The following is a 23304-nucleotide window of genomic DNA, read 5'->3' on the forward strand; positions in this document are numbered from 1 at the left end:
CCCAACCGAGGATCGGCGGCGCAAAGGGAACTACGCAGACCCATGTGCTCCTCGCTTCGCGTCCATTCGTTTCCTCGGAGCGCCCAGAGGCTCCGTTTGACGCCAGCCCTGGACGTTAGCACTCCTGCACTCCTTGGGCTCCTGGTCGACCGACCGCCTCTCCCGCCGAACCGCACGCTCCGGACAGTCGACCGAGAAACCCAAGGGATCCACTCGGTCCGGTACTGCCAGAAGTTCATCTGCCTCCAAAGCTTCTGCACGGTGTCCTGCGTGGGGGGAAAGTCTTCGAGATTCCGGAGAGGCGAACCGATGATCTTACTCCAAACCGTAGCGAGATCTTGTCAGCATGCTCGTTCGGGGAATGCCCACTCTGGCTCACCTTCCCTTCCCAACCCAGTGGCAGCGCCGCAACAAAAGGCTTGTTCGCGTCCATCCCGCAAGCATGAGTGTTCTTGACGGCCTCGTCTCTCCCCAAAATCCGTCGAAGACGGATCGCAAGAAGTCCGCGTCTTGCTAGCCCTTAACCGAAAATCCCGTCCATCTCACTCACTTAATTCAGCGGGGAGCCCCCAAGGGACGCTCCCAAACTCGCCTCCCGTGGAGACCTCTTGTTGACGTCCCTAAGGTCATTTATGGCTGTCGTTCGATGAGCGCTATGGGTAAGTTTGCCCTGTGCCAGCTCGGAGCTGAACTGAATTTGAGGCTTAGCCCACAGGAGATGAAAAACCCGTTGGGAGGTCTTGTGAAAAAACTATATCTTCTTGCCGCAACTAGCTTACTTCTAAGCATATCCAGCCTTCTAGCAGCTGCCAACAACTTAGCGGAATTGGAGCAAGCGGCCAAGAAGGGGGATGCCCAAGCGCAATGCAAGCTGGGCTTTGCCTATTACCAAGGCAAAGGCGTTCCCCGAGATTTTACAGAGGCAGTCTATTGGTTTCGGAAATCGGCTGAGCAGGGGAATGCCGAGGCGCAATTCATCAGCGGCCGCGCCTACTATGTTGGTGTAGGCGTTCCTCAAAATTATACTCAGGCAATCTATTGGTATCGGAAATCGGCTGAGCAGGGGAATGCCGAGGCGCAATTCAGCCTGGGCCTTGCCTACTCTGAAGGCAAAGGCGTTCCGAAGGATTACGCCCAGGCGGTCTATTGGTTTCGGAAAGCAGCCGAACAGGGGGATGCCGTGGCGCAATTCGCTTTGGGCTTTGCCTACAACGAAGGCAAAGGCGTTCCACAAGATTATGCCCAGGCAGTGTTTTGGTATCGAAAAGCGGCCGAACAGGGGAATGCCGCGGCGGAATTCAATCTGGCCATTGCCTACTTAGAAGGCAAAGTCGTCCCGCAGGATTCCACCCAGGCCGTGTTTTGGTTTCGGAAAGCAGCCGAACAGGGGGATGCCAAGGCCCAATTCGCTTTGGGCTTTGCCTACAACGAAGGCAAAGGCGTTCCGCAGGATTCCACCCAGGCGGTCAATTGGTTCCGGAAAGCGGCCGAACAAGGAGATGCCGCGGCGCAATGTAACCTAGGCTTCGCCTATGCGCATGGCCAGGGCGTTCCGCAGGATTCCACCCAGGCGGTCTATTGGTATCGAAAAGCGGCCGAACAGGGGAATGCCGCGGCGGAATTCAATCTGGCCATTGCCTACTTAGAAGGCAAAGGCGTCCCGCAGGATTCCACCCAGGCCGTGTTTTGGTTTCGGAAAGCAGCCGAACAGGGGAATGCCGCGGCGGAACTCAATTTGGGCCTTGCCTACCACGAAGGCAAAGGCGTCCCGCAGGATTACGCCCAGGCGGTCTATTGGTTTCGGAAAGCAGCCGAGCAGGGGAATGCCGAGGCGCAATGTAACCTAGGCTTCGCCTATGCGCATGGCCAGGGCGTTCCGCAGGATTATGCTCAGGCGGTCTATTGGTATCGAAAAGCGGCCGAACAAGGAGATGCCGCGGCGCAATTCAATCTGGCCCTTGCCTACGACGAAGGGAAAGGCGTTCCGCTGGATTCCACCCAGGCGGTCTATTGGTATCGAAAAGCGGCCGAACAAGGAGATGCCGCGGCGGAACTCAATTTGGGCTTTGCCTACGACGAAGGGGAAGGCGTTCCGCAGGATTCCACCCAGGCAGTGTTTTGGTATCGAAAAGCGGCCGAACAAGGAGATGCCGCGGCGCAATTCAACCTGGCCATTGCTTACAACGAAGGCAAAGGCGTCCCGCAGGATTACGCCCAGGCAGTGTTTTGGTATCGAAAAGCAGCCGAACAGGGGAATGCCAAGGCGCAATATAATCTAGGGTTCGCCTACGATGAAGGCCAAGGCGTCCCGCAGGATTACGCTCAGGCAGTGTTTTGGTATCGAAAAGCGGCCGAACAGGGGAATGCCAAGGCGCAATATAATCTAGGGTGCGCCTATGCGCATGGCCAAGGCGTTCCGCAGGATTCCACCCAGGCGGTCTATTGGTTTCGGAAAGCAGCCGAACAGAGGGATGCTGTGGCGCAATTCGCTTTGGGCTTTGCCTACGACGAAGGGGAAGGCGTCCAGCAGGATTCCACCCAGGCAGTGTTTTGGTATCGAAAAGCGGCCGAACAGGGGAATGCCAAGGCGCAATATAATCTAGGGTTCGCCTATGCGCATGGCCAGGGCGTTCCGCAGGATTATGCTCAGGCGGTCTATTGGTATCGAAAAGCGGCCGAACAGGGGAATGCCGATGCGAAGGAACGTCTTGCTGCCCTCGAAGCACGACGAAAATAAGCGGAATAGGGGAGCGTGTCCAAAAATTTGTGTGGTGGTCCCAACCGAGGATCGGCGGCGCAAAGGGAACGACGCAGACCCTTCTGCTCCTCGCTCCGCGTCCATGCGTTGCCTCGGAGCGCCCAGAGGCTTCCTTTCGGCAGCAACCCTTGACGCCGGAACTTCTTGCACACCGGATCGGCCTCCTCTCTCCCAAAAAATCCGTCGAAGACCGATGGCAAGAACGCCGCTTCTTGCCCTCCCTGAACCGAAAATCCGCACCCCTGGCCCACGCTATTCCGCGGGGAGCCCGATTGGGAGGAGCTCGGCCCGGGGCCGGGGACCGCTCCGCTCCTCGCCGGGAAAGGCAGGCTTGCCTTTCCGCGATCGCCTTTCTTTCTTCTAGCCCTGGCCGGCCTTCGGGAGCACTGGCGGCCAATGGTCAGGGCCCCTCAGGCAGGCAGGGAACGCCGGTCTTCAGAGAGGCAGTGCGCAGCTCCTTGTCGAGTGTCGCCAAGGGGAGATTGCGGCGCATCGCCAGCTCAAGATAGGCACCGTCAGAGAGCGTGAGCCCAAGAGAGGGCACCAGCTCCATGCTCGCAGTTGCCGCTCGGGGAGCCGTTTGCGGATCTGTCTCGATGGGGAGTCTCCCAAGGATGGTCAGGAAGTGGCTCGACTCGGCAACGGTCCAACGCTTCTGCCGCTCGGCCATGAGCAAGATGTCGCAAGCCTCCAATGCCCAATGTGCCGGAACAATAGCCTTTCCACCGTTGTGGAGCAGATCGAGCAACGCCTCCGTGGCGGCTGTGGCTTCCCCATCGAAGAACCACGAGAGGGTGACTGAGGAGTCGAGAACGAGCTCCCGGCTCAACGGCGTCCCTTGCTGCGCCACTGGAGGATCTCCTCAAGACTGGCACTTCTCTGCTTGCGGGTCGCGCGCATCTTGGCAATGGCCTCGAGGATGTCTCGCCGGGGAGGACGCCCGATCGGAACGATCCGGGCAATGTCGATATTGTGGCGGCTGATGACAATCTCCTCGCCCCGACTCACTCGATCCATGAGCTCGGAGAGCTTGTTCTTTGCCTCGGCAAGAGGAATAGAAGCAGGGGAGATCATGCCGCGCTCCGCTCATCTAGACTAAAGCTAGATTCTTTTCAAAGGAGAGATCCCGCAAGTCGGAAATGGGGGCGGATCGAGGGACCCCTCCGCTGCAGCCACGGCGGAGCTCACCCGATTTTCCCCTCTGGATCATCGAGCTCGCTACCGTTCCTAAAATCATAGACAACCATTCCACTACCAGGGAAGGTCATCGATGACGTCGGCCGAACAGTTCTGCCGACGGTTCGCGTGCCGGGATTGCGCCGGCAATGCCCAGGTTGCGCCCAATGCCCGCGTTTCCGGGAGCAAAGGCGCGGGCGGCTCTCGCAAGCCTCCCGACCGGGCATGCGCTGCATGCGCCGCTTTGAGCCTCCTCCGAACCTCCGACCAGAACGACCACACATGCTTCGCCCGATTCCTCGCGGGTAGGGCAAAGGTGAGGTGGCCGCCATTGCGGGCTGGCGCGACGGCCTCCCGCACGGTCGGACGCTCGGAGAGGCCCAAGCCTCTCCTGGCCACGGCATAGGCCGCGCCCTGGTGAGAGCTCACACCGTGACGACGCGCATGGTTCACCGCGCCAATCACGGAAGTATAGGCCGGATCGACTTCGATCACCTCGACTCCGGCTCGAAAAGAGGCCGCCTTGAGCAGGGAAATGGTCTTGGAGTAGCCAAACGACGAGATCTTCCTGGCGGCGGATGGACTTGCCACCTCAAGCTCAGCCCTCCTTTTCTTGAGATCCAGCCGCTCAAGGACCAGGGGAAGACCACGCTCCCGGGCCATCTCCACAATCCTCCTCGCCGCGTCGCCGATGATCGCCTTGGCTTGATCTTCGGTCTTGCCGTAGAGGTTGAGATCCACCCGAAGGGCCCGCCGCAGGTTGCCAAACCGGTCCGTCTCCGCCACGGCCAGATGGTCGTGGTTGATGTCGATCCCAAGCGCTCCCGCCAGACGGCTCGTCGCCATGGGAACGGGCTTGGCCGGGACGCTCGCGAAGACCCGCCAGCCCTTCCGGTCCCTCACAAAGCGGTAGCTCACGGCCACTCCTTCCCGCTTCCGGACAGGCTTGCCGCCCTTGGTTTGCGACAGAACGATCCGGCTCGCGGCAAGCGCCTGAAGGATCTCCTCCTGGCCATAGGCGAATCGCACGCCGGGAATGACCAGAAGCTTGCCATCCGAGGCCAGCGCATCGGGAAGACGCAGGCGCAGGGTCAGGCTGCCGTCGTCCTCGGCCGAAGCCCGGCAGGACTGGTTGCCCGCGGTCTCGTCCTTCGAGCCGATCACGAAGAACTGGCCGCTCCGTGCGGATTGCCAATCCTCTTTCCACTCCGCATGGCTGCCGTAGCCGTTCTCCTTGAGGGCAAACTGCTTGCGGAAGAGGCGGCGGGAGCCGAAGCAGAGGCGGACGCGACCCGAGTCCCGGTCGGCGATCCGCGCCGCGAGCCTGGCGCGAAGGCTCCCAAGCCGCCGCTTCTTCTGGTGCAACTTCTCGGAGCCCGGCTCCCTCGCCGAGAGGATGCCAATGACCCTTTCGGCTTTCTGGATGCGGGACTCGGCCTCGGCGATCCACTCTGGAAGCCGCTCCCGGATCGAGGCGATCTTGCCCTCGAGGCCCACGCGAATCGCGTTGAACTGCCGGGCGGTGATCCCAAAGCGCCGCAGGAACTCAAACTTGAGATCGCCCATCGGAATCCCCACCCGCATCCTGGCAAAGAGTGTCCGCTCGGCTCGCCCGTAGAGATCCGCATAGGCGTCCAGAGCCGCGACCTGCCCCTCCGTCAGCCTCAAGCGCGTCTGGTAGGTGAAGACCGGACGATCACTCATGCAGAGCCTCCAGCGCCTTTTTCGCCCGCATCCGCCGGTCCCGATGCTCGACCAGAATGACGCCGAACCTCGGATCGCGCAAGAGCCGCAAGAGCCCCTTGCGAGGTCCGTTCATCCCGGAGCCGACCTCCTTGACCGCATCGACAATCGGCAACCGCTTGGCGAGCGCCCACTCCGTCAGCCGCGCCAGCTGCCTGTCCAGATCGGCCTTCTGGTCGGCGCTGGAGACGCGCGCGTAAAGGGCAACTCCGCCGGGCTGCCTCTCCTCCGCATGCACGATCACCGTCCCGGTCGGCAGGTGCTCGACAGGCACCGGCATCTTCCCGTCCTTCCCCATCCGCCAAGCCGTCTTGTAGACAATCCCCTGCCGCCTTGCCCAGTCGCTCAGCTTCATGGGAAAATAATGCCATGCAAAATGACTTATATCTATGGATTAGTCAACTGTTGGCAGCCCTTGCTCACCAGTGCAAGATCTGGCCAAGCCAGGAGATCGCAGGCTTGCCCAAGGGGCAACGGCGCAGGCACGTAGGCGCGCACGCGCTCGCCCCCTGCGCTCCTCTCGATATCGGAACCAAGCCTGCGGTTCTCCGCGTCCGTCCCCTGCGATCCGTTCATTCGCTCCGCCCGTTATTAAAACGAATCGGCCTTCGCTTGAATAACGGGCCTGGCTAATTTAAGCCAACCTCTCCGTCGCATTCCCTGCCTGATGCAGGTCCGCGTCCCCGCCATCCCCCAGGCCCATGCTGCCACCCGAGCGGAGAGATCCGGCGGCAAGGAATGGCTCCAGGGATCCAAAGCCGGTCCCCGTGGACCAGGCCCTCGTGCATGTCCTTTGACCAGAGGATGTCACCCTTGGCCAGGGGCGCAGAGGAGAGATCGAGGAGGGGAGACCCCCGCAAAGTCCCGCGGATGGGCGATCGGGGAATGCCGGTCAATCGCCCGATTCGGGAGGGCCCGCCTTCGGCCAATGGCGATGGAACCAATCGGCGGCCAATCGAGCCACTTCCTGCAGGGTTCCCGGCTCCTCGAAGAGATGGGTCGCTCCGGGGACGATGGCGAGCTCCTTCTCGCAGTGGAGCGCGCGCAGCGCTTCTCGATTCAAGCGGAGCACCGGATGGTCTTCCCCGCCGACGATCAGCAGGGTCGGAGTCCGCACCCGGGCCAAGGCGGCCCCGGCAAGATCGGGCCTGCCTCCCCGGGAGACGACCGCGGCGATCTCCTCGCCCTCGTGGGCGGCGGCGACCAGGGCCGCTCCGCCGCCGGTGCTCGAGCCGAAGTAGCCGAGAGCCATGCGCGGGTCGCCCAGGCGGTCTCGCAGCCAGCGTGCCGCGCCCTCCAGCCGTCCGGCCAGGAATGGGATATCGAAGCGGAGAGCGGCGGTCCGCTCGTCCTCCTCTTCCTCCTCGGGAGTCAAGAGATCGAACAGCAGGGTGCCCGAGCCACTCCTCCGGAGGATCTCGGCCACAAACCGGTTGCGGGGACTGAAGCGGCTCGAGCCGCTGCCATGCGCAAAGAGCACGATCCCGCCGGCAGCGGGGGGCACCTCGAGCGTGCCGGGCAAGAGGATCTCGCCGAGGGCAACCTCGACCTCCTCCTTCCATCCTCCCTTTCTGGCCATAGGGACAAGAACGATCGGCAACGGTCCTTTTGGGTAAATTACCTCCAGGTTTCCTCTGCCGCAAGGCGCTTCCCGGCTTGCGCTGCCGGGGAGCCATCCTCTACTCTTCCCCCGACCGACCGGAAGAAGCTCCGGCGAAGCCGCGCGCGGGCCGGCACCCGAGTCAACCACCGAACAGGGAAACTCCCCCATGAACCGCTCCTCGCTCTCCCCCACCGTCCTCGTCATCTTCGGCGCTGCGGGCGACCTTGCCTGGCGCAAGCTCGTGCCCGCCCTCTACTGCCTCTCGGCCGAAGGATGGCTTCCCGAGAAGTTCGCCATCGTCGGCGTCGACCGCAAGGAGATGACCAAGGAGGAGCTCTTGGGCCACTTCCGCTCCGGCGTCGAATCCTTCTGCCGCCGCAAGCTCGACGAGGCTTCCTGGACGACCTTTGCCACCTCCCTCACCCAATACCATTGCGGAGACCTCGCCCATCCGGATACCTTCGGGGTCCTGGCCAAGGCGATCGAAGACCTTTCCCAGCAGTGGGGCGGGCCCGCCAACCCGGTCTTCTACCTCGCCGTCTCGCCGACGCTCATCGAGCCGATCGCCACGGGCTTGGGGAAGGTGGGGCTCGGCAAGAACACCCCCGGGAGCCGAATCGTGGTCGAGAAGCCCTTCGGGCGGGACCTCGCCTCGGCCGAAGCGCTCAACCGCTCCCTGGCCGAGGTCTTCGCCGAGAAGCAGATCTTCCGGATCGACCACTACCTCGGCAAGGAGACCGTCCAGAACATCCTCGCCCTCCGCTTTGGGAACGCCTGGTTTGAGCCGATCTGGGACCGCCGCTACATCGACAGTGTGCAGATCACGGTCGCCGAAACGATCGGGGTCGAGCAGCGGGGCGCATACTACGAGCATGCCGGCGCCCTGCGCGACATGGTCCAGAACCACCTCCTCCAGCTCCTCTGCACCGTGGCAATGGAGCCGCCGGTCTCCTTCGAGGCGGAAGAGGTCCGCAACAAGAAGACCGACGTGCTCCACGCGATCCGCCCCTTCCCCACGGAAGCCGTCCACCGGCTGGCGGTGCGCGGCCAGTATGGCTCGGGCTGGGTACGTGGCCAGCATGTCCCCGCCTACCGGAGCGAGCCGAGTGTTTCCCCAAGCTCCTTGATCGAGACCTTCGTCGCCCTCAAGGTCTTCGTCGATAACTGGCGCTGGCAGGACGTTCCGTTCTACCTGCGGACGGGCAAGCGGCTGCCGCAGCGCGTCTCCCAGATCGTGATCAGCCTTCGGCCCGTCCCCCACCAGGCCTTTCCCGAGATCGCGGTCGACCAGTGGCATCCCAACCGGATGATCCTCAATATCCAGCCCAAGGAGAGCATCCTGCTCAACTTCCAGGCGAAACGGCCGGGGCCGACGATCCGGCTCACCCCGGTCGACCTCCGGTTCTCCTATCCCGACGCCTTCCAGTCCGAATCCCCGGAAGCCTACGAAACCCTGCTGCGGGATGTGATCCTGGGGGATGGCACCCTCTTCATGCGCGCCGACCAGGTCGAGGCGGCCTGGTCCCTGGTCGATCCCATCTTGCAAGTCTGGGAATCCAACGCTCCGACCGACTTCCCCAACTACGCGGCGGGGAGCTGGGGGCCCGAGGCGGCGCAGGTCCTGATCGCCCGAGACGGCAGGAGCTGGTTCGAGAGCCCGGAGGACGGCGAGTAGCGCGCCTACCCCCGCTGCCGCCGGGCGAGCGTGCGCAGCCGGAGGGCGCTCAAGCGGATGAAGCCGCCCGCATCGCGCGGATCGTAGGCTCCCTGGTCGGCCTCCATGGTCGCCAGCTTGGGATTGTAGAGGGAGCAGGGACTCTTTCGGCCCAGCGTCTGGAGAGCTCCCTTGAAGAGGCGGAGGCGGACCGTGCCGGTCACGTACTGCTGGCTCTGCTCGATCGCCGCCTGGAGAAACTCCCGCTCCGGCGCAAACCAGAACCCGTAGTAGACCAGCTCGGCATAGCGGGGCAGGAGCGAGTCCCGCAAATGCATGACCTCCCGGTCGAGGGTCAAGGTCTCGATCTGGCGGTGGGCGAAGCGGAGGATCGTCCCTCCGGGACATTCGTAGACCCCGCGCGATTTCATCCCGACGAAGCGGTTCTCGACGAGGTCGACGCGGCCAATGCCATGCCTCCCCCCGATCTCGTTGAGGGCGCCCAGGGCCTCCGCGGGGGAGAGGGCCTTCCCGTTGACGGCGACGCAGTTTCCGCCTTCGAAGTCGAGATCGACCGTCTCCGGCTCATCGGGGGCACGCTCCGGATCGCGCGTCAGCCGGAAGAGATCGGCGGGCGGGGGCTGCCACGGATCCTCGAGGACCCCGCTCTCGTAGCTGATGTGGAAGAGGTTGCGGTCCATCGAGTAGGGCTTGGCCTGCGTGACGGGAACCGGGATCCCGTGCTTCTCCGCATAGCGGATCAGATCGGCCCTTCCCGCAAGCTCCCACTCCCGCCAAGGCGCAATGACGCGCAGGTCCGGGGCGAGGGCCGCAAAGGTGAGCTCGAAGCGCACCTGATCGTTCCCTTTCCCGGTCGCTCCGTGCGCGAGCGCGTCGGCTCCGAGCTCCCGGGCGATCTCGACCTGCTTCTTGGCGATCAGGGGGCGCGCAATCGAGGTGCCCAGCAGGTACTGGTCCTCGTAGAGCGCTCCCGCCCGCAGCATCGGAAAGACATAGTCCCGGACGAACTCCTCCCGGAGATCGGAGATGACACAGCGGGAAGCCCCGGTCCGGCACGCCTTCTCCTCGAGGCCGGTCAGCTCCTCCGCCTGTCCGACGTCGGCGCAGTAGGCGATGACCTCGGCCTGGTACTGCTCGGTCAGCCACTTGAGGATCACGGAGGTGTCGAGCCCTCCCGAATAGGCCAGAACGATTTTCATGGAAGCTTCCCGTACAAAACGGATGTTCTTTCCGACCGGGGAATCCCGCCTACGCGATCTCCCCGAAGGAGCTCTGCCTTCGCTTGAGGACGGGACGGAGCTTTTCCAGGGCCGCCGGGACGGTCAGGCCGTATTTCCTTCGCAGCTGATCGACCTTGCCATGCTCGATGTACTGGTCGGGCCAACCGATCCGGACGACGGGGACCGCAATCCCCAGCTCGGAGAGCGCCTCGAGCACGAGCGACCCAAAGCCGCCGGCCAGGACATGGTCCTCGATGGTGACGATCGCCTCCACGCTCCGGCCGAAGAACTCGAGGGTCCCCCGGTCGAGCGGCTTGACCGTCCGCGGATTGATCAGGGCGGCCGAGATCCCCTCGGCCTCGAGGGCCGTCGCGAGCTCCCGGCCCATCGGCAGCATCATCCCCAAGCAGAAGATCGCCACATCCCTCCCGTGCTGGAGGACCTCGGCCCGGCCGATCGGAATCATCTCCGGGAAAGGCTTCACGGCGACGCCGGAGCCGGCTCCGCGCGGATACCGGATCGCAACGGGGCCGGGATGGTGCATGGCCGTGAAGAGCATGTCGGCCAGCTCGTCCTCGTCCTTGGGATGGAGAAGGGTGATGTTGGGGACGCAGCGCAGGTAGGCGATATCGAAGAGCCCGTGGTGGGTCGGCCCGTCGTCTCCCGAGAGCCCCCCCCGGTCCATGCAGAACACCACGGGGAGGTTTTGGAGGCAGACATCGTGGACGATCTGGTCATAGGCGCGCTGCAGAAAGGTCGAATAGATCGCGCAGTAGGGCTTGAACCCCTTGGTGGCCAGCCCCGCCGCAAAGAGCACCGCGTGCTCCTCGGCGATCCCGGTATCGAAATAGCGGTCGGGGAACTTCGGTTGAAACCGGTCGAGCGCGGTCCCGTTCGGCATGGCCGCCGTGATCGCCACTACGTTCCGGTTCTGGTCGGCCAGCTTGACCAGGGTGTCGGCGAAGACCTGGGAGCAGGTCACGACCTCGCTCGCCGGCGTCTCCCCGGTTACCGGGTGGTAGGGACCGAGGCCGTGGAACTTCTTCTGCTTCTCCATGGCCGGGGCGAAGCCCTTTCCCTTCTGGGTCAGCACATGGAAGAGGACCGGATGCTCCTGGTGCTTGAGGAACTCGAACATCGAGATCAGCATCGCCACGTCGTGGCCGTCGACCGGGCCGTAGTAGGTCAGCCCGAGCTCCTCGAAGATGACGCTCGGCAGGAGCAGGCTCTTGACCGCCTCCTCCGCCTTCCGCGCCGCCCGCAGGACCCCGCGGTTGGGGATCTTCTTCAGGAACTCCTCCGCCCGGTCTCGGATCCAGGAGTAGGTCGGATGGCTGACGATCCGGCTGAAGTAGCTCGCGATCGCCCCGACGTTCTTGTCGATCGACCACTCGTTGTCGTTGAGGACCACGATCAGCCGCTGGGTCTGGTCGCAGACGTTGTTGAGCGCCTCGTAGGTGACGCCGCAGGTGAACGCCGCGTCTCCGCAGACGGCGACCACGTTCTCCTTCCCGCCCCGTCGGTCGCGGCCGACCGCCATGCCCAGGGCCGCGGAGAGGGCGGTGCCGGCATGGCCCGCTCCGTAGCAATCGTGCTCGCTCTCCTCGCGGTTGAGGAATCCCGAGAGCCCGTTCGGCTGCCGGATCGTCGCAAAGCGCTTGCGGCGGCCGGTCAGGAGCTTGTGGACATAGCCCTGGTGGCTGACGTCAAAGAGAAAGTGGTCTTCCGGCGTCTGGAAGACGTAATGGAGGGCGATCGTCAGCTCGACCACCCCCAGGTTCGGGCCAATATGGCCGCCATTCTTCGCCAGGACCGTGATCATCTCCTGGCGGATCTCCTCGGCCAGCTGAGGCAGCTCCGCGATCGAGAGCCTCTTGAGATCCGCCGGCGAATCGATCCCATCGAGTAGACGTGCCAAGGCTTACCCCTCCTTTTCGGCTTCCCCCCGGCGGGTGGAGTCCTTCTCCTCTTCCCGCGGCGCACCGGCGGCCGACAGGTCGCCACCGGGCCCTTGCGCCAAAACGGTGATTTTCTGTTCCGCCAGGGAGAGTTTGTCACTACAAAACTTCACCAGGCGCATCCCCTCCTCGTAGCGCTCGAGCAGATCCTCCAGAGCCAGGTCTCCACTCTCCATCCGGGAGACGATCTCCTGCAGCCGTCGAAAGGCCTCCTCGAAGGTAGGTCCGCCTGCGGGATCGGTTTTCGCCATGGCGAGCCGCGCTATCCCCGGATCTCCGAGACTTCCCGCCTCCGGATCCGCAGCCGATCGTCTCCGGAAAGGATCTCCTCGAGTCCCTTCCAGCCCACATCCTCGATCTCGTTGAAGAGGCGGAGGTAGATGGCCACGTCAAGGGCCGGGTAACGAACGAGAAGCCCTTCGAGCGCCGCCCGAAGCTTTTCCGAGGCCGGCTCCTCCGGAAACTCCTCGACCACCCCCTGCTGGTCGTGCGGGATCCCGAGCGCATCGAGCCAGTCGCAGAGCATCGGTGCGCGCGTCTGTACGAGCCAGCGGGAGAAGAGATGGGAGGAGATCTCCTCGCTCTGCGGCAGGGAAAGCACGCGGCGGGAGAGCTGATGCCGCTCGGTTTTGGCCATTTCCAGGAGCTTGGCCTGCCGGATCCCGAGGCGGCGGCTGGTCAGCTCGACCACGACACGGTAGAGCCGCTTGTCGGAGTCTCGCACCGCCAGAAGGACCTCATGGACCAATTCCTCTGGGATTTCCTGCCAAAGAGTGCACGTGGCCATGCGCGTTGTGGGAAGACATCTTGCCTCCGCAGTGCAAAAAGACAATCGTTTTCCACGATCCTCGGAACGGGAGCATGCGCAAAGCCCCAAGGAAGGAAGAAGTCCGGCAGGTCCCCGCCGCCCAAGACCGGGCCCCTGCCCTCCCGCTCTCCCCTTCCGAGCTCTCCGGCCACCTCCTGGGGGCCCATGTCTCGATCGCCGGAGGGGTCGAGCGCGCAGTCGAGCGGGCGCTCCAATGCGGCTTTTCCGCGGCGCAGATCTTCGTCAAGAACTGCCGGCAATGGAAGGCCCCGGCGCTTGGGCCGGAGGAAGCCGCAGCCTTCCGCACAGCGGCCTCCGCCTCGGGGGTCTTCTTCTTCGGCCATGCGGGCTACCTCCTCAACTTGGCCTCTGCCTCGGATCCCCTTGCGGAGCAATCTCTCCAGGCGCTCCGAGACGAGGGGGAGCGCGCCGAGCTCCTGGGCCTCCCCTTCCTCGTCCTGCATCCGGGCGTCGCCGCCCGCGGCGAAGAGCCCGAAGCGGCCCTCTCCCGGCTGGCCCGCCGGCTCCGGGCTCTCTTCCCGAAGGGCTCGGCTCTGCCGCGCGTCGGGATCGCGCTCGAGACGATGGCGGGACAGGGAAGCCAGCTCGGATGGCGCCTGGAGCAGCTTTCCTGGCTTCTCGAGGAACTCGACGACCCACGCCGGTTCGGAATCTGCCTGGATACCGCGCACCTCTGGGCAGCCGGCTACCCGATCGCGACGCCGGCCGGCTATCGGGCCTTCGCCGCGGAGCTCGAGGAGCGACGGCTCGCCGCCTGCGTCCGGGCCATTCATCTCAACGACTCGGCAGCCCCGTTCGGATCGCGGCGGGATCGCCACGAGCATCTGGGACGGGGAACCTTGGGCCTTTCCGCTTTCGGCCAGATCCTCCAGGATCCGCGCTGGTCCCGGACTCCGATGGTCCTGGAGACCCCCAAGGAGGACGGGATGGAGTCCGACTGCCGCAACCTGCGCGCGATCCTGCCCTTCCTTCCCCGCAACCCCATGGAACCCGATTGGAAAAGGCCCGCAGGGCATCGAAAAGCGGAAAAAAGCACTAGCGTTCCTCCCGGACCGGACCTATAGGGTATAGCATGAGTCAACCTAAGATCATTGCCTATCTGAAGCCCACCTGCGGCTGGAGCCAAGGCGTGCGGGCAATCTTCCGCAAATACCAGCTTCCCTACGAAGACCGCGACATCGTCAATGTGCCGGCGTTCCGGGAGGAGATGATGGAGAAGAGCGGCCAGCCCCTTTCCCCGTGCGTCGAGGTCGACGGCGAGATGCTCGCCGACGTCAGCGGCCAGGAACTCGAGAAGTGGCTCCTCGCCAAGGGATTGGTTCAAGCGAGCGATCGCCCGGTGGAGGCTCCGACCGACCAGGGATGCTCGGGCGAGCACCATGGCGAGATCCCCGTGCGGATCAACTTCTAGCTTCCGCGCCGCTCCCTCGGAAGCGGGCTCCCGAGGAGCTCGCGGGCGCGCGAGAAGACGGCGTCGAGCATCGCCTCGGTCAACCGGCCGGTGAAGGTGTTCTGCTGGCTCGGGTGATACGAGGCGAGGAGAGCGCGCTCTCCCGGAAGCGCGATCTCTGCGCCGTGGGCAAAGGGAGCCTTCGCCCGGAGGAACTGTCCCCTTTCTTCCGGCCAGCGCTCCCGGGCCCAGCGGAGCAGAGTCTCGAAGGCCATGCCGCCAAGCGCGACAAACACCCGAAGGTGGCTGAGCGCCTCGAGCTCCCGCGCGAGGAAGGGGTAGCAGTTCCGTCGCTCGGAGGGCAAAGGCCGATTTTCCGGCGGACAGCAGCGGACGGCCGCGCTCACGAAGCCGTCGGTGAGCCGCAGGCCGTCTTCCCGATCCCGCGAGAGGGGCTGATTGGCAAAGCCCGCCCGGTGGAGCGCCCGGAAGAGCCAGTCCCCGCTCCGGTCCCCGGTGAAGATCCGGCCGGTCCGGTTGCCTCCATGCGCAGCGGGAGCCAAGCCGACCACGAGCAGGCGGGCGCGCGGGTCTCCGAACCCCGGCACCGGCCTGGCCCAGTAGCGCGATCCCGCATAGCGCCTGGGGGCATGGGCCGCCACCTCCTCGCGCCAGGCCACCAGCCGGGGACAGCGGCGGCAAGCCACGACCTCGCCTTCGATCTCCGCGATGCGCCGCTCAGAAGGGTCCTCTTCCCCCGGCAAACGGCCCCCCTCGCCTTCCCGCCGCGTCATGGTCCGGAGCTCCCTCCCCGTTCTCCCTCGCGAAGCCCGATGTCTTCCTCCCAAGCGCGGGGAGAGCGGCGGATGAACTCCTCGAGCAGCTCCCGGCACTCGGCATCGTCCCTCACCTCGACCGCCACCCCGCAGCGGCGCAACAGCTCCTCCGACCCGAGGAAGGTCCGGTTTTCCCCAATGACCACCCGGGGGATGCGGTAGAGGAGGATCGCCCCCGTGCACATCGGGCAGGGCGAAAGGGTCGTATAGAGGGTGCAGGAGCGGTAGAGGGAGGCGGGCTGACGACCGAGGTTCTCGAGGGCGTCCATCTCTCCGTGACGGATCGCGCTCCCCCACTGGATCCTACGATTGCGACCCCGCGCCAGGATCTGTTCGCCCTGGACGATCACCGCGCCAATGGGGATGCCACCTTCTGCCAGGCCCGCACGCGCCTCGGCGATCGCCGCTTCCAGGAAGGGATCGGGGGAGCCCATCGTTTTCCTCCAGCTGCTCTTCGGGCGGTAGCAGCCTACCGCACAACCAGCCCTAAGCCCATCGCTTTGACCCTCTTCGTGCGCCTTCCCCGCCCTTCCCCTAGCCCGCTGATCGGTGGCGCACAAGAACAAACCAGCGACCGCCCCTTTGCCCAACTCCCGCCTTCTCCACCGATCGGAAGCTGAGGCCGGCGGGATTGGGGCCTGCGCAGGACCTCGATCACCCCCGATCCAGGATGCTGCGCGAAATCCCCGCGGAGTAGGTGGGAGGCTCCTCGCCGCGAGTGCCCTCCCCCTTACCTTCAACCCAACCTAGCCTGCCCGAGGAGAGCGCCAGCCAGGATCACGGTCGTTTGCCACGCTGATTCAGCGTCCGTCCTGAGGCAAGGGCATCTTGGCCAGAGCTCCCTTTCCGATCCGCGACATTCCGGTCCGCGGCGGGCCCGAAGGAAAAACCCTTGACGCGCCACTTCCCTGGGTCGCAGCATCTGCCAAGAGCTGGATGAGCAAGCCCATTGCCTAGGATCTCTTTCCAAGGCGCCTGCCTATGAGAATCGTCAGGTCCCTCGAGGAGCTGCTGGAGCTCCCGCGTGACCGGTGCGTCAAGGGCATGGGGCCGCGCGAGCCGCTGCCGCTCGAGATCCCGAACCCGAGGCGCTGCGATCCAATGCGCACACGGTTGCGATTCCCCCGCGTCCAGTCGCGGTCGCTCGTTCCGCGATTGGGCGCCTTGGCAATCGGCTTCCTCGCAAGGCTGCTGACGCTCCGGGACGCGCTGGCCGTTTGCGCGCGACTGCCGCAGGCCATCTCTGGCGCTCTCCGGCCCGCCCGCGATCCGCAGCCAACGATACGGTCAAGGAGACAGCGCAATGTCCGCCTGCACCCAATGGGCCGATAAGCGCGTCATCGCCTGCCAGGTGTGGGCGGAGCGCGGGAGGCGGCGCTGCCGGAATTGGGCGAGCAACGTCCGCCAAGCCTGCGATCGCTTCCAGGAACGGGGCGTCAGCGCTTGCCGTTCCGGGAGCAAACGCTGGTCGGAGCGGCTGCCGAGGCCGCTGGGCAATCTCTGCCATGCCTTCGAATGGGTCTGCCTCGCCTCGGTCTGGATGCGCAAATGGGCCTGGAAGGGCTCGACCGGCATTGTCGAAGGGAGCTGCCTCGCCTGCTTCTGGCTGATCGTCGCCGCCTCTACCCTAGGGTCCTCGCTGCTCAAGCTCGTTTGCCTCGCCTGGGACAGGGCGCGCTGCCGTATCGTTGCCGTCGGCGAAGGGATCGCACGCGCATCCGGGCGCCGACCCCGACGGCGCCGCAAGATCCAGCATGTCTTCGTGCTCATGCTCGAAAACCGCTCCTTCGATCACCTGCTCGGCTTTTCCGACATCACCGGGGTGGACGCAAGCACAGGCCAACCCACCAGGATCAATAACCTCATGGGCCATCCCTCCTCCAACATCGATCCTCGAACCAGCGCCACGATCCCCGCTGCGACGCCAGCCGACTTTGCGCTCTCCGCGGAAGCCGGTGACCCCGGGCATGAGTTTGAGGATGTGCTCGAGCAGCTGGTCGGCGCAGGCGCCGTCTATGCGCCCGGCAAACCCTATCCGCCGATTACCAACAGCGGCTTTGTCGCCAACTACCGCCGCCACGGGGCTCCCTTCCCCGAGAAGCCGATGCAGGTCTACACCCCGGAACAGTTGCCGATCCTGAATCTGCTCGCCCGCGAGTTTGCCGTCTGCGACAGCTGGTTCTCCTCCCTGCCCGGGCCGACCTGGCCCAATCGCCTCTTCGTCCACGCCGCGTCCTCCGCAGGGCTCGACAACAGTCCCCGCGGGTGGGAGGCGGCCACAAGAACGCTTCTCGACGGCTACCGCTTCGAGAACGGCACGCTCTACGATCGCCTTGAGGAGAAGTGCCTCGAGTGGCTCGTCTTCAAAGGCGACGAGACGCCCCAGGTGCTCTCGCTCTCCGGCATGGACCTCAACTTACTGGAGGGGCGCTTTCAGGATTTCCCACACTTCCGCGACTCGGTCAACCACCCGGCCTTCTCCGCCTCCTACTGCTTCATCGAGCCCAACTATGGCAACATCTTGCCCTTGACGCCGGGAGACTTCACCTGCGGCAGCTCGCAGCATCCGCTCGACGATGTGACCCGCGGCGAGCGGCTCATCAAGGAGGTCTATGAGGCCGTACGCAATTCGCCACACTGGGAATCGAGCCTCCTCATTCTGACTTACGACGAGCACGGCGGCTTCTTCGACCATGTACTGCCTCCACCCGCCGTCCCGCCCGGCGACCACGCGACGGACGAGGAGAATGGGCAGGTCCATTTCGACTTTTCGCAATTGGGACCGCGCGTGCCAGCCGTCGTGATCTCGCCCTGGATCCCGCGCAATACGATCGACCATCTTCCCTATGACCATTCCTCCGTGGTCAAAACCGTGACGGAGCTCTTTTCGCTCAAATCCCTGACCAACCGCGACCGCGCCGCCAACAGCCTCTGCCACCTGCTCTCGCTTGCGGTCCCGCGCACAGACGCACCCACCGAATTGCCGCCCGTGGCGGAATCCGGATTGCGCTGCGCGGGCGATCTGCTCGAGGCCGGGGTCGGGGAGGTTGCTTCTGGACTCCTGCCCCGCGACCAGCTCGAAAGCGAGAGAAGCCGTCGAGACCAACTGCGCCGCAGGCTCGAGTCGCGTCCGCCCGAGCCAAGCATCCGTGGCTTTGCGCGCGTGGCCCTACGGCGCTATCTCCGCATCGCACCGATCTCTCAGCGCGAAGAGATTCTCGAGCGCTTCCTGCGGATCAAGACCAGTTATGAGGCACGGCTCTTCCTCAAAGAGGCCAGAGAGGCGATCCGGCTCCACAAGCAAGCGCAGCCGCAAGCCAGATGATCGAAGGAGCCCCCAGAGGAGGAGACGGGGATTGCGAGCTGCGCGCCGCCCTTCCCCATTGGGTCCACCGATCGGAGACAAGAGCAAAGGATTGACTGCGCCTTTGACCAAACGCTATCCGTAGGGCCCGAGGGGAAGTTGGGGCCCGCATTTCCGGTCACCCCGCTCCGTAGACCGCATCCCAGGAGAGGAAGGAGTTCGTTCGGCTTCCGAGCTTCCGATCCCGGCATGCGGCTGGCAGGGGCTATGAGAAGATCCGAACGAAGCGCTCGTCCGTTTCTGGACGAAAGCGCTGCGGCAAACGGACCGACCGATCGACGAGAGGAGAAATCGCATGGACAGAAGCGAAGGGCGGGATGGAGCCAGCAAGATGGATCTTCGGGCCAGCTCTTCTCCCCGGGACGGGCAGTGGGCCGCCATCTTTGACTGGGATGGGGTGTTGGCCAACTCCATGGGCCCTCATCTCGAGAGCTGGCAGCGTCTCGCCCAAGAGGAGCGGCGGGTGCTTCCTCCCGACTTTTTTCTCCCCTCCTTTGGCCGGAAGAACGACTGGGTCATTCCTCATCTGCTCCGCTGGACGGAGGATCCCCAGGAAATTGCGCGGCTGGCGGAGCGAAAGGAGGAGCTCTATCGGGCCATCGTCGCCGAGCGGGGAGTCGAGCTTTATCCCGGAGGGCTGACTCTGTGCGCGTCGCTGGCGAAGGGGTCGGTCCCCAGGGCGATCGCTTCCTCGACGGTGCGAGCCAACATCGAGCTCACCCTGGATCAGTTTGACCTCCGGCATTTCTTCCAGGCGATCGTGACGGCCGAGGATGTAACGCGGGGCAAGCCCGACCCAGAGGTCTTCCTCCTCGCCGCCAAGCGGTTGGGAGCCTCACCGGAGCGGTGCGTCGTCTTCGAGGATGCGCCAGCCGGAGTGGAGGCGGGCGTGCGGGCGGGCATGCGGGTGATCGCCGTCACGACGACCAACCCGGCAGAATCGCTCCGGAGAGCGGATCGGACGCTTTCGGGCCTCGAGGGGCTTGCCGCCTCCCAGATTGAGGCGTGGTTCTTTCGCTGACCGGGCACCTCGATCGGAGGATTCCCGCAGGATTTTGGGAAAACTCCTCTTTTGGGATTGACCGTCCCGGAACTCTGGCTATGGTTAGCGCAACTCTTATCGAGAGCGGCGGAGGGATCTGGCCCGACGAAACCGCGGCAACCGGGGAGAGGCGAAAGCCGATCCCGTCAGGTGCCAACCCCAGCTCCGGGAAGGCCCGGGGAAGGATGAGAGGGATGAGAATCCCCATCCTGCTCTGTCGCATCGGTGAGAGCCAGAAAGGCAGCCGATGCAGTCCGAGTTGTTTACGAACCTCCGGTGCCGCGAATGCGGCCGGCTCTATCCCAAGGCGGCCGTCCACGTCTGCGAATGGGACTTCGGCCCCCTCGAGGCGGTGTACGACTACGAAGCCATTCGCCGGCGGGTCTCCCGCGACCGGATCGAATCCCGGCCTCCCACGATGTGGCGGTATCGGGAGCTGCTCCCCCTGGACGGAGAGCCGACGGTCGGCACGCAGGTCGGCTTTACTCCGCTCGTCCGGGCCGACCGCCTGGCCAAGGCCCTCGGGGTGCGGGAAGCCTATGTCAAGAATGACACCGTCAACTACCCGACCCTCTCCTTCAAGGATCGGGTCGTGGCGGTCTCCCTCTCGCGTGCGAAGGAGATGGGATTTAGCGTCGTCGCCTGCGCCTCGACGGGAAATCTCGCCAACAGCGTCGCGGCCAATGCGGCGAGCGCGGGCCTCGAAAGCTACGTGCTGATTCCCTCTGACCTCGAGGCGTCGAAGGTGCTGGGAAGCGTCGTCTACGGGAGCCGGGTGATCGGGATTCGTGGGCCCTATGACAAGGTCAACCGCCTCTGCTCGGAGATCGCCGGCAAATACCAGTGGGCCTTCGTCAACGTCAACCTCCGGCCCTACTACGCCGAGGGATCGAAGACCATGGGCTTCGAGATCGCCGAGCAGCTCGGCTGGCGGCTTCCCTCCCATACGGTGATCCCGATGGCGAGCGGCTCGCTTTTGACCAAGATTGCCAAATCCTACCAGGAGTTGATCGTGACGAACCTGGTCGAAGAGGCCCCGTTCGCCATCCATGGCGCTCAGGCCACCGGGTGCAATCCGATCAGCGACGCGTTCCGGAGGGGGACCGAGCTCGTGCAGCCGGTGCCCAAGCCCCAGACGATCGCCAAGTCGCTGGCGATCGGCACCCCCGCCGACGGCTATTATGCGATTCAGACGATCCGGAAGAGCGGAGGAGCGGCCGAAGATGCCTCCGACGCGGAAATCCTCGCGGGCATTCAGCTGCTGGCCGAAACCGCCGGAATCTTTGCGGAGACGGCGGGAGGAGTGACCGTAGCCTGCGCGCAGAAGCTCATCGCCTCCGGGAAGATTCCGGAGGACGCCTCGGTCGTGCTCTGCATCACCGGCCACGGCTTGAAGACGGCCGAAGCTCTCTCCGGAGCCTTGGCCCCGCCCCGAGTGATCGACCCGAGCTTGCGGGAATTCGACCGGCTGGTCTCCGCCGACCTGGGCCCAGCCTCGCTTCCGGAGGGGGCCGCACCGGAGAGCATTGATTTTCAACCAGAGAAAGGAAGATAAGACCATGAGCAAAGTGAGTGCAGCGCAGACGATTCCGGTGAGGATTCCCACCCCTCTCCGTGGATTGACCGGCAACAAGGATCAGGTCTCCGCGCGGGGCCAGACGATTGGAGAGCTTCTCCAGGATCTCCAAGCCCAGTTCCCCGGCATCGGAGAACGGCTCTTCGACCAGACGGGCGCACTCCGCCGCTTCGTCGCGGTCTACGTCAACGGCGAGGATATCCGCTTCCTCAAGGACCAGGAGACCCCGGTCGGTCCGGAGGACGAAGTGAGCATCGTGCCGGCCGTGGCGGGAGGCTGAAGACCGTGGCAAGAGAGAAACAGCGGCTCTGGCTGACCTTTGGCGAGGCGCTCTGCCAACGGCCGATCATCTGGGAGCTCAGCCGCTCATTCGAGCTGGCCTTCAATATCCGAAGCGCCCAGGTCACGCAGACGACCGGAATCGTCGCCATCGAGCTCGAAGGGGAACGAGAGGTCCTCAAGCAGGCGATCCAGTGGCTCGAGAAGACCGGGGTTGCGGTCGAGCCGGTCGAGCTCAGCACGATCGAAGGCTAAGGCGCCTCGAGCCCTCCCCGAAGCCCCTTCGCTTCCTGCGTCAATCCAGTCGCTGCGCAGGCAGCAACGCCTCAAGCCGAAGTCGCTGGCGTCGAGGAGGCCGCTTTCGAAGGCTCTTCGCCTCCGGCGGCGGGGGCGGTCGCCTCCGTCCATTCGATCACCGCCATTCGGGCGGCATCGGAGAGGCGATGCCCGATCTTCGTCACGCGGGTATAGCCCCCGGCGCGCCCGGCAAATCGCGGTCCGATCTCCCCGAACAGCTTCTGGACCGCCTCCTTCCCGTGCAGGCGGGAGGCAGCCAGGCGCCGGTGATGAAGGGAGCCCTTCTTGGCCAGGGTGACCAGCTTTTCCGCGTACGGTTGCAGTGCCTTGGCCTTGCTGAGGGTGGTCTTCGTCCGGTTATTCCGAATGAGGGCGGTGGCGAGATTCGCAAGGAGCGACTCCCGATGCTTGGAGAGCCTCCCCAACTTGCCGCGTCGTTTCAAATGGCGCATCGTCGTGTCCCCTGGTTATTCCTCGCTCGTCGCTTCCGAAACCTCCGGGGCCTCCACCTCCAGGAGCCCCGGGCCGAGCTTCATTCCGAGGGAGAGGCCCAGCTGGGCGAGCTTGGATTTGATTTCGTTCAGCGACTTCTTCCCGAAGTTTCGATATTTGAGCATCTCCGCCTCCGTCTTCTGCGCCAGCTGGCCCACCGTGGCGATATTGGCGTTGTTGAGGCAGTTGGCGGCCCGAACCGAGAGCTCGATTTCGTTGACGCTCATGTTCAGAATCTTCCGAAGGCGGTTCTCCGCTTCCTGAACGGGCGGCTTCGGCTTCTCGAACTCCACCGTGTCCTTGCCGTAGCCGACAAAGAGATCGAGATGGTGACGAAGGATCGCCGCGGCTTGCACGAGCGCGTCGTCCGCGGTAATCCGCCCATCGGTCCAGATTTCCAAAATCAATCGATCATAGTCGGTCCGCTGGCCGACGCGGGTGTTCTCGACCTCGTACTTGACACGGCGGACCGGGGAAAAGAGGCAGTCGATCGGAATGAGGCCGATCGCCTGATCCGGCTTCTTGTTCTCTTCGGCAATCAGGAAGCCTCGGCCGACCTTGACCTCCAGCTCCATCTGGAACTCCCGCTTCTTGTCGAGAGTGCAGATGAGCTGGCCGGGGTTGACGAGCTCGACGCCGGTCTCGAGCTGAATGTCGCCAGCGACGACGGGTCCCTCCTTGACCACCTCGAGCGCGAGAGAGCGCGGCTCCCTCGAGGGAATCCGGAAGAGAATCTTCTTCAGGTTCAACACGATCTCCGGCACGTCCTCCACGACACCCGGCAGGCTCGTGAATTCATGGAGAGCTCCGTCGATCTTGATCGCCGAAATCGCGGCACCTTCGAGCGAGGAGAGGAGGGCGCGACGCAGGGAAGTCCCGATCGTCTGCCCATAGCCGGCCTCCAGGGGCTCGACGACGTAGCGGCCGTACGTCTCCGTGGAAACCGCTTCATCCTTCGCCAAGGAATGGGGCATTTCAAAACGACCTAAGCGCACTGCCATAGAACAGATTACCTCCTACGTCCACCCAAGTGCCGGCCGCGCCGACGCGAGGCAAGCCTCCCGCT

The 23304-nt window shown here is 64.4% G+C and carries 23 protein-coding genes and 1 riboswitch; of the genes, 10 read left to right on the forward strand and 13 right to left on the reverse strand.

The window, feature by feature from the left end:
• Nucleotides 1-826: 826 nt before the first annotated feature.
• Entirely contained in the window at nt 827-2737 is a 1911-nt protein-coding gene (locus MacB4_RS03425; protein WP_242529304.1) for a tetratricopeptide repeat protein, read from the forward strand.
• Between the two features lie 421 nt (nt 2738-3158).
• On the opposite strand, the gene MacB4_RS03430 is transcribed toward MacB4_RS03425, so the two are convergent.
• From MacB4_RS03430 to MacB4_RS03450, 5 genes are all read right to left on the reverse strand, one after another.
• Entirely contained in the window at nt 3159-3608 is a 450-nt protein-coding gene (locus MacB4_RS03430; protein ID WP_206864457.1) for a type II toxin-antitoxin system VapC family toxin, read from the reverse strand.
• Nucleotides 3584-3832, reverse strand: a complete 249-nt coding sequence (locus MacB4_RS03435; protein WP_206864458.1) for a type II toxin-antitoxin system Phd/YefM family antitoxin — start codon at nt 3830-3832, stop codon at nt 3584-3586. Before MacB4_RS03435 ends, MacB4_RS03430 begins: the two co-directional genes overlap by 25 nt.
• A 177-nt stretch (nt 3833-4009) precedes the next feature.
• Nucleotides 4010-5638: an IS200/IS605 family accessory protein TnpB-related protein gene (locus MacB4_RS03440; protein WP_206864459.1), complete on the reverse strand. Its 1629-nt coding sequence runs from the start codon at nt 5636-5638 to the stop codon at nt 4010-4012.
• Nucleotides 5631-6032: a recombinase family protein gene (locus MacB4_RS03445; protein ID WP_242529305.1), complete on the reverse strand. Its 402-nt coding sequence runs from the start codon at nt 6030-6032 to the stop codon at nt 5631-5633. Before MacB4_RS03445 ends, MacB4_RS03440 begins: the two co-directional genes overlap by 8 nt.
• 537 nt (nt 6033-6569) lie before the next feature.
• A complete protein-coding gene (locus MacB4_RS03450; RefSeq protein ID WP_206864460.1) occupies nt 6570-7256 on the reverse strand; it encodes a dienelactone hydrolase family protein in 687 nt (228 codons plus the stop codon).
• 190 nt (nt 7257-7446) lie between these two features.
• On the opposite strand from MacB4_RS03450, the gene zwf reads away from it, so the two are divergent.
• Nucleotides 7447-8955 carry a glucose-6-phosphate dehydrogenase gene (zwf, locus tag MacB4_RS03455; RefSeq protein WP_206864461.1) on the forward strand — a complete coding sequence of 503 codons (1509 nt, stop codon included), beginning with the start codon at nt 7447-7449 and terminating at the stop codon, nt 8953-8955.
• A gap of 5 nt (nt 8956-8960) precedes the next feature.
• Here zwf and MacB4_RS03460 read toward each other — a convergent pair whose 3' ends face one another.
• The 4 genes from MacB4_RS03460 to MacB4_RS03475 are packed head-to-tail and all read right to left on the reverse strand — an operon-like array spanning nt 8961 to nt 12920.
• A complete protein-coding gene (locus MacB4_RS03460; RefSeq protein WP_206864462.1) occupies nt 8961-10154 on the reverse strand; it encodes an argininosuccinate synthase in 1194 nt (397 codons plus the stop codon).
• A 49-nt stretch (nt 10155-10203) separates the two neighbouring features.
• On the reverse strand, nt 10204-12093 hold the full coding sequence (gene dxs / locus MacB4_RS03465; protein ID WP_206864463.1) for a 1-deoxy-D-xylulose-5-phosphate synthase: 1890 nt from the start codon (nt 12091-12093) through the stop codon (nt 10204-10206).
• A gap of 3 nt (nt 12094-12096) precedes the next feature.
• Nucleotides 12097-12384: an exodeoxyribonuclease VII small subunit gene (gene xseB, locus MacB4_RS03470; RefSeq protein ID WP_206864464.1), complete on the reverse strand. Its 288-nt coding sequence runs from the start codon at nt 12382-12384 to the stop codon at nt 12097-12099.
• Between the two features lie 11 nt (nt 12385-12395).
• Nucleotides 12396-12920, reverse strand: a complete 525-nt coding sequence (locus MacB4_RS03475) for a hypothetical protein (protein ID WP_206864465.1) — start codon at nt 12918-12920, stop codon at nt 12396-12398.
• A 74-nt stretch (nt 12921-12994) separates the two neighbouring features.
• Between MacB4_RS03475 and MacB4_RS03480 the strand changes: the two genes are divergently transcribed.
• Both MacB4_RS03480 and MacB4_RS03485 read left to right on the forward strand, forming a co-directional pair.
• The gene (locus MacB4_RS03480; RefSeq protein WP_206864466.1) at nt 12995-14026 is read left to right on the forward strand and encodes a deoxyribonuclease IV; all 1032 of its coding nucleotides are present in this window, start codon (nt 12995-12997) and stop codon (nt 14024-14026) included.
• Nucleotides 14027-14034: 8 nt separating this feature from the next.
• The gene (locus MacB4_RS03485; RefSeq protein WP_206864467.1) at nt 14035-14373 is read left to right on the forward strand and encodes a glutaredoxin; all 339 of its coding nucleotides are present in this window, start codon (nt 14035-14037) and stop codon (nt 14371-14373) included.
• Here MacB4_RS03485 and MacB4_RS03490 read toward each other — a convergent pair.
• A complete protein-coding gene (locus MacB4_RS03490; RefSeq protein ID WP_206864468.1) occupies nt 14370-15146 on the reverse strand; it encodes a uracil-DNA glycosylase in 777 nt (258 codons plus the stop codon). The genes MacB4_RS03485 and MacB4_RS03490 overlap by 4 nt on opposite strands.
• Entirely contained in the window at nt 15143-15622 is a 480-nt protein-coding gene (locus MacB4_RS03495) for a nucleoside deaminase (RefSeq protein ID WP_206864469.1), read from the reverse strand. Before MacB4_RS03495 ends, MacB4_RS03490 begins: the two co-directional genes overlap by 4 nt.
• 547 nt (nt 15623-16169) lie before the next feature.
• On the opposite strand from MacB4_RS03495, the gene MacB4_RS03500 reads away from it, so the two are divergent.
• The 6 genes from MacB4_RS03500 (at nt 16170) to MacB4_RS03525 (ending at nt 21704) form a co-directional block, all read left to right on the forward strand.
• Nucleotides 16170-16520 carry a hypothetical protein gene (locus tag MacB4_RS03500; RefSeq protein WP_206864470.1) on the forward strand — a complete coding sequence of 117 codons (351 nt, stop codon included), beginning with the start codon at nt 16170-16172 and terminating at the stop codon, nt 16518-16520.
• Nucleotides 16492-18513, forward strand: a complete 2022-nt coding sequence (locus MacB4_RS03505) for an alkaline phosphatase family protein (RefSeq protein ID WP_242529306.1) — start codon at nt 16492-16494, stop codon at nt 18511-18513. Before MacB4_RS03500 ends, MacB4_RS03505 begins: the two co-directional genes overlap by 29 nt.
• A 334-nt stretch (nt 18514-18847) precedes the next feature.
• A complete protein-coding gene (locus tag MacB4_RS03510; protein WP_242529307.1) occupies nt 18848-19573 on the forward strand; it encodes an HAD family phosphatase in 726 nt (241 codons plus the stop codon).
• 93 nt (nt 19574-19666) lie between these two features.
• Nucleotides 19667-19786, forward strand: a riboswitch (SAM riboswitch).
• Nucleotides 19787-19841: 55 nt separating this feature from the next.
• Nucleotides 19842-21149 (forward strand): threonine synthase, encoded by a 1308-nt coding sequence (gene thrC, locus MacB4_RS03515; protein ID WP_206864471.1) that lies wholly within the window; start codon nt 19842-19844, stop codon nt 21147-21149.
• A 4-nt stretch (nt 21150-21153) separates the two neighbouring features.
• On the forward strand, nt 21154-21450 hold the full coding sequence (locus tag MacB4_RS03520) for a MoaD/ThiS family protein (RefSeq protein ID WP_206864472.1): 297 nt from the start codon (nt 21154-21156) through the stop codon (nt 21448-21450).
• 5 nt (nt 21451-21455) lie between these two features.
• Nucleotides 21456-21704, forward strand: coding sequence for an NIL domain-containing protein (locus tag MacB4_RS03525; RefSeq protein ID WP_206864473.1), 249 nt, complete (start codon nt 21456-21458; stop codon nt 21702-21704).
• 71 nt (nt 21705-21775) lie between these two features.
• Here the strand turns inward: MacB4_RS03525 and rplQ are convergent, their stop codons facing one another.
• Together rplQ and MacB4_RS03535 are read right to left on the reverse strand one after the other, a co-directional pair.
• Nucleotides 21776-22198: a 50S ribosomal protein L17 gene (gene rplQ / locus MacB4_RS03530; protein ID WP_206864474.1), complete on the reverse strand. Its 423-nt coding sequence runs from the start codon at nt 22196-22198 to the stop codon at nt 21776-21778.
• A 15-nt stretch (nt 22199-22213) separates the two neighbouring features.
• Nucleotides 22214-23239, reverse strand: a complete 1026-nt coding sequence (locus MacB4_RS03535; protein WP_206864475.1) for a DNA-directed RNA polymerase subunit alpha — start codon at nt 23237-23239, stop codon at nt 22214-22216.
• Nucleotides 23240-23304 lie beyond the last annotated feature (65 nt).

It is taken from the genome of Methylacidimicrobium sp. B4 (assembly GCF_017310545.1).
Classification (GTDB): Bacteria; Verrucomicrobiota; Verrucomicrobiia; order Methylacidiphilales; family Methylacidiphilaceae; genus Methylacidimicrobium.